9 protein-coding genes are annotated in these 5,575 nt (G+C 40.5%); all 9 read left to right on the forward strand.

Going from position 1 to position 5,575, the window contains the following annotated elements:
• Positions 1-450: hypothetical protein (locus tag ACGF63_RS22160; protein ID WP_387633241.1), on the forward strand; the 450-nt coding region annotated here is incomplete at its 5' end.
• Between the two features lie 4 nt (positions 451-454).
• A complete protein-coding gene (locus ACGF63_RS22165; protein WP_387633242.1) occupies positions 455-1,090 on the forward strand; it encodes an SMI1/KNR4 family protein in 636 nt (211 codons plus the stop codon).
• A 390-nt stretch (positions 1,091-1,480) separates the two neighbouring features.
• The gene (locus ACGF63_RS22170) at positions 1,481-2,008 is read left to right on the forward strand and encodes a toxin C-terminal domain-containing protein (RefSeq protein WP_387633244.1); all 528 of its coding nucleotides are present in this window, start codon (positions 1,481-1,483) and stop codon (positions 2,006-2,008) included.
• A 3-nt stretch (positions 2,009-2,011) separates the two neighbouring features.
• Positions 2,012-2,467 (forward strand): hypothetical protein, encoded by a 456-nt coding sequence (locus tag ACGF63_RS22175; protein ID WP_132355900.1) that lies wholly within the window; start codon positions 2,012-2,014, stop codon positions 2,465-2,467.
• A 35-nt stretch (positions 2,468-2,502) separates the two neighbouring features.
• Entirely contained in the window at positions 2,503-3,324 is an 822-nt protein-coding gene (locus tag ACGF63_RS22180; protein ID WP_387633246.1) for a hypothetical protein, read from the forward strand.
• Positions 3,321-3,626, forward strand: coding sequence for a hypothetical protein (locus tag ACGF63_RS22185; RefSeq protein WP_036842088.1), 306 nt, complete (start codon positions 3,321-3,323; stop codon positions 3,624-3,626). Before ACGF63_RS22180 ends, ACGF63_RS22185 begins: the two co-directional genes overlap by 4 nt.
• A 73-nt stretch (positions 3,627-3,699) precedes the next feature.
• Positions 3,700-4,260: a VENN motif pre-toxin domain-containing protein gene (locus ACGF63_RS22190; protein ID WP_387633247.1), complete on the forward strand. Its 561-nt coding sequence runs from the start codon at positions 3,700-3,702 to the stop codon at positions 4,258-4,260.
• A 33-nt stretch (positions 4,261-4,293) separates the two neighbouring features.
• Positions 4,294-4,563: a hypothetical protein gene (locus tag ACGF63_RS22195; RefSeq protein ID WP_036842091.1), complete on the forward strand. Its 270-nt coding sequence runs from the start codon at positions 4,294-4,296 to the stop codon at positions 4,561-4,563.
• Positions 4,564-5,106 (forward strand): DUF3916 domain-containing protein, encoded by a 543-nt coding sequence (locus tag ACGF63_RS22200; RefSeq protein ID WP_036842092.1) that lies wholly within the window; start codon positions 4,564-4,566, stop codon positions 5,104-5,106.
• The last annotated feature ends 469 nt before the right edge of the window (positions 5,107-5,575 follow it).

The following is a 5,575-nucleotide window of genomic DNA, read 5'->3' on the forward strand; positions in this document are numbered from 1 at the left end:
AGTGATAAAATGCAGGCGAAGCCATCATCTGTACCGTCAATAAAAGGTTCGACTGATAACAAAGGCAGTAGCTCGGAACAACATACTAATGAGCATAAAGTTATTGTTGTAGATAAAACAAAATATCCAGAATCAGCGAAGCATATTGAAGATGCTCAGAAAGCAGGGCATCCTAATGTGTTGACGATTGATCGTGGAGGCGCTGCTCAGAGGAGAGGAGAATCCTTGAAAAATACTCCTCCGGTGAAAGGTGCAGATCGTGATGAATATCCTCCTGCCATGTTTAAAGAAGGTGGCTCAGGCGCTTCGGTTCGACCAATTACCCCTTCTGATAATAGAGGAGCTGGATCATGTATTGGTCAACAATGTCGCGGATTACCTAATGGTGCAACTGTAATTATAAAGACAGAAAAGACAGACAAATCAGGCAAAATAGAAACGGAGAAATAGAAAAATGCGGCCTTTAACTGACAAATTACTCTCAATTTGTAGTCATGATATTTCTTCGGTTAGATCAGAAAAATATATTGCTTCTAATTATGGAAAATCATTGGTAGATGAATTGAGCTGTTTATTGACTAAAAAAAATGGATTTTATGGCTTTGAGTCTGCATTACGCGTTTTTCCATATGAAACGATAGATGAAGAGATCGGCTTAATTGATTGGAACAACAATAGGTTATGGATTAACTCGTACGAAGATATGGCTAAGGATGCTCTTTTCTTTGCAGAAGATATCTTTGGAAATCAGTTTTGTTTAAAAGATGATTGTATTCATACATTCGATCCTGAAACGGGATTATTTGATAAATTAGCCGAGAGTATAAATGAATGGAGTGGGATTATCTTGGAAGATTATGAAGTCCTAACTGGATATTCTTTGGCTCATAATTGGCAAAATATTTACGGTCCTATTCAATCTGGCTATCGTTTAGTCCCTAGAATTCCTTTTGTTTTAGGGGGAGAATATGAATTGGAAAATCTTTACTTAGCTCGAACAGGCGAATCAATGAGAGCCAGAGCTGATTTAGCTCTACAAATACGAAATATTCCCGATGGGGCAAGTATTAAAATGGACATAAAAGATTAAAAATCAGTTAGCAAAAAGATCCCAATCCAAGCGCTGGGATCTTTTTTGAGCCGTCAGCTGTTCTCAACAAGCCGGATAATCAACTGCCCGTGCTCAATGCTGACCTGCACCGGCTGCCCGGTGGTAAATGAACTGACCCCAAAATGTTGGACAACCATTTAGTTCTAAAGGTGAAGTTCATCACGCCGGGACAAAGTGGCTTATCGGGCTGAGAAGTCACGTTAGGGCATTGTTGGTCAGGTATCAAACTACATGGGGAAAGCTGGTGATAACTGACTGAGTATACAGGGAAAACTGGCGTTCGGCGGTCAACTTCGCAATGAAATGCGTTGTTACTGATAATAACTTCCTGGGAAAACTGGTAACAGAAGTTTGTGCAATAGCTGCTCCGTGTCGAGCCAAAGTACACTTCAGAATAAATACACTCAAGTTGCTAATCCAACTGATCTGCCAACACATACTGGCGGTGATCAGTTCGATGATATCAGGAAATACCCTAATCATACCGGTGGAAACCAACAGTTAGAGCCGGGTAGTATACCGAACCATACAGGCAATGGGGAAAATCAGTCTGGTGTTACGCCAAATCATACCGGCAATACGGAAGGTAAGCCGGATACTGGCGGAAATACTACAATTACGCCGATCCCGGAAAAGCCGAATAAAGACGACTTAGCTTATCTGGCTCTGAAAGGAAAAGAAGCTCAAGAGGCAGCAGGGAAATTAGGCTTTGATCGGAGAGTAGCTCCTCCTAAAGCACCATTTAATTCACATGGGCAACCTGTGTTTTTTGATGGTAAAACCTATATTACTCCCGATGTTGATAGCCATAATGTTACTAATGGCTGGAAGATGTTTGACCGTAGAGGCAAGCGAATGGGGACTTACGATAGTGACCTGAACAGAGTTAAGGACTGATTGATGTTTGGTATATTTCCCGGTGATGCACCCATCAGAGAAAACAATGAACTAGTTCTGCCTGCAACAATTATTATTGATACATTTACAGAAGCAGTTCACATACCTTTATCTTATTGGAGCTTTGAGGATTACAAGCGGAGTTGGCGAACTTCTCTTGAAGAAGGTATACACAGTAAAAAGCCTGTGGCGCTAGCTGTATCAATGTATGAGCCTGATTACACAAATTTTATATTTATTTGGGTCATATATTTCGCAGGTGAGGAAGTTTTCTTGCAAAATAGCATCCTCTTTTTAGATGAGTGTCCAGGTTTTACTCCTGAGAAGATAAATAACTTCATAGAGTCGCGTACTACGCACAATGAAGATGGGATGAAAATATCTGAATGGAATACTGATCTAAATAGCATTATAGATTTTTATAACAGTCTTAAAATTAATACAGAATCCCAATCTTGAATTGGGATTTTTACTTTATTCTCCACTAAATTATAGTGGACAATAATGCCCTAGGTGCAGCAGCTGGTTCAGACCTTGGATTCTGGTTGGCTAAAACACCGGACTGCGACACGACCTGTAAGGCTAATATTGCTAAAGGTATAGCTGATGGCAATCTGATTGTCTCCGCAGGAGGAATCGCGTTAGCCGGTGGCGCCCAGATTGTGGCCGCTACGCCTGAAATCGCTGTGATGGCACGAGCAGCTCTGGAAGGGTGTAAAGCCGCACCGACAATCTGTCTGAATAATGCAGGTATTCAGGTCGCTGAAGCATTAACTCCGGGTGGTGTAGGTGCAGCTGGTGTGATTGGTGTGGGTAAAACTGCGGCAGAAGCAGTGGCAGCAAAATCCGAAGCTGTAGAGGCTAATGTGGTGAAGAATGCCTCGAAAAACTTAGAACAAGGAGTATCAAAAACTATAAAATCTTATGGCCCACATGAAATTGGCCCATTAGGAAACCCTAATGATTTGCGTGCTCCTGCTTCAACATTCAGAAGCGGAAGTTATACTGAAAAAGTGGCAGAAACAGATATGTATTTTTTCAGAGATTATGGCGGCTCTGCTAAAGTTGATGGCCGTTTTTGGACTCCACGACCATCAAAAGGACCGCTACAGTCTCAAATGGATAGCGCTGTTTTACCTGAATGGGGTAATACTTTTAAAAACCAAGCCATTATAAAGATCCCCAAAGGTACTAAGTATTATGAAGGACCAGCAGCAGCACAAATTGGAACTAAAGGAACTCAACCAACGTTACATGGTGGTGGTACGCAAATATTTTTACCATCATTAGACAATAACTGGATAATTAAGAAATGAACACAAAAGAAATAGTTGAAAATTGGGTAAAAGAGAAAAAATCACTTTACTTTTTTCTCCCTGATGGTCCTTATGGCAGACCCTTTGATAATCAATATATTATTGAAAAAATTGAGGAAACTAGTGAGGGTTTTAACATAATATTTTCTGATGAAATAGCATTGCGTTTTCTGGGAGAAATTAATATCACAGATGAAGGATATAATTTAACAATAAGCGATTTTACTAAGTGTATATTTGAAATAAGAAGTAGGATTTTTAAAAGTTATACAGAAGGGCAAGTAGTATTAAGTGGCTTTTAAATAACAACCCAGCCTTCACAAAGCTGGGGTTGTCAGCTAAGTCCACTGGGATAATAGTTAATTCAGCTCCGTGTTGGAAGCGGGACTGGCAGGCGGCATTGTCGGTGACTCTACCGGGGCCCAGGCCGGGAAGAATGCGGTGGACAATAATCATTTAAGCGTTGACCAGAATCGTTCAAGGAGTGAGGAACTGGTCAATTGTCAGGGAGATAGCAGTTGTCGTGCGACTGTCAGGGATAAGTATCGCCAAGAATATGATAAGGTTCAGGCACGAATAACAAGCTGTACCGGTGCAGAGCAATGTGTTGCCATTGCCAAAGAGCTGCGGGCATTACAAGGTGATTACAGTGCCCGGATGAGTGAAATTCAGGAAAAAGCCAGAATGCAGGGGCTGGATTCCCTCACACCGGCAGAAGTGCGGGAATGGGCTGATCTACGGGGTGCGATGTCAAATATTGATGCATCCCGCAATTTAGTGCTTCATCGCGCCCAAGTCACTGGAGGCTCAGAAGAGACGACTCAGGAAATCGTGAAGATTATGGGGCAGACGGGGATTGCTGCGTCTGCGGGAGTTGCCGGGGAGATCAGTAAGGCTGGAGCAAAAGGCGGTATAGATGCTGGAAAAGACAAGTAATCGTATCAACCGAATCAGGGGGTTGTTGGGAATATGAAAGAATTTCTTACTCAACCCGGTTTTGGTGCTCAAATAAAAAATAGTACACAAAAAACCAGCCAAATATATCAGGGGCAGAGTGTTTACAAAGCCAATAACAATATTGGACAAGTGATTAAAAAAGGTGATCAGCTATATCTTGATGGTCAACATAAAAACCATCTTGAGGTTTTTGATAACAAAGGGAAATTTAAGGCTGTCTTAAACTTAGATGGTACGGTAAACCAGCCAAAAACTGATGCGGCTAAAGGAAGGAAATTATAAATGTCTACGCGCAGAATAGCGTTGAGCAATAAAAAACTGCGGGGTATACCACGTAGACTACGCTCATTGAAAATATGGTCCGAGTCATATAGAACCTATTTTCCTGTTATCACTGAAAATGATTATTCTTACGGTTACTGGAATGTAAAAATCCCAGTGCACTCAGCATTGGTACAAGGAAAACAGACTAATAAAAATATTCAATCTATCTGTGCACAAGATTTGATAGATGCAGCTTATAACATTTATAAGGCGAAGCCAGACAATGAAAATAATATAAGAATTACTTGTTGCATTGTATTGCCTGATATGTTTTCAAGTGAATTATGTATATTCACATCTGAGGAATATTTCAATGAACATACGCATAATGGATATAGTCGGTTTGGTAAAATAACTTTATTGAGTGAACGAAGTTTATGCAAAGAATGGAACTTACGATTACCTGATGGTTTTTCAGAGCTAGGTGTTCTTAGAATAAGTGAAGATGATGAAGGAAAGCCTTATTATTCTGAATACTGGTATATTGGTGAAGTTGACTAAATCTAAGAATTTATGTTTTAAATATAAATTTTGGCCAACAACGCCGAGATTTTACTTTATATACCAGCTAATTATCCTTCATTAGCCAGCCGGATAATCAACTGTCCGGCTTCCCTTAATAGTGAGCTGCGGGTACTGATTGGGCTTGCCCCGGTTAGGTCGGTAGCCCATGGTGTAATGCCGTGGCTTTACAGCCTGCCCTTTAGTTGTAACTGGCCGACTAAATATACAGAAGTCAAAGGAGATTTTGTTTTTACTCAAGAAGACTTCTTGCTTTGTTTAAAAGTAGGAACAATGGGAGTGACTATTGGGGGTATAGAATTTTGGTTTATATACTACCGCCAGTACAACTCACGTAAATGAAATTAATATCCGGCCTTTGGATTACTATTTGGAGAAATTTTATGAAATGTATTCAGTGTGAAAACCCGTCATTACATGAATCAGATTTTTGTGCCACATGTGAAGA

The organism is Photorhabdus sp. RM322S, from assembly GCF_042879395.1.
In the GTDB taxonomy this organism is placed as follows: Bacteria; Pseudomonadota; Gammaproteobacteria; order Enterobacterales; family Enterobacteriaceae; genus Photorhabdus; species Photorhabdus khanii.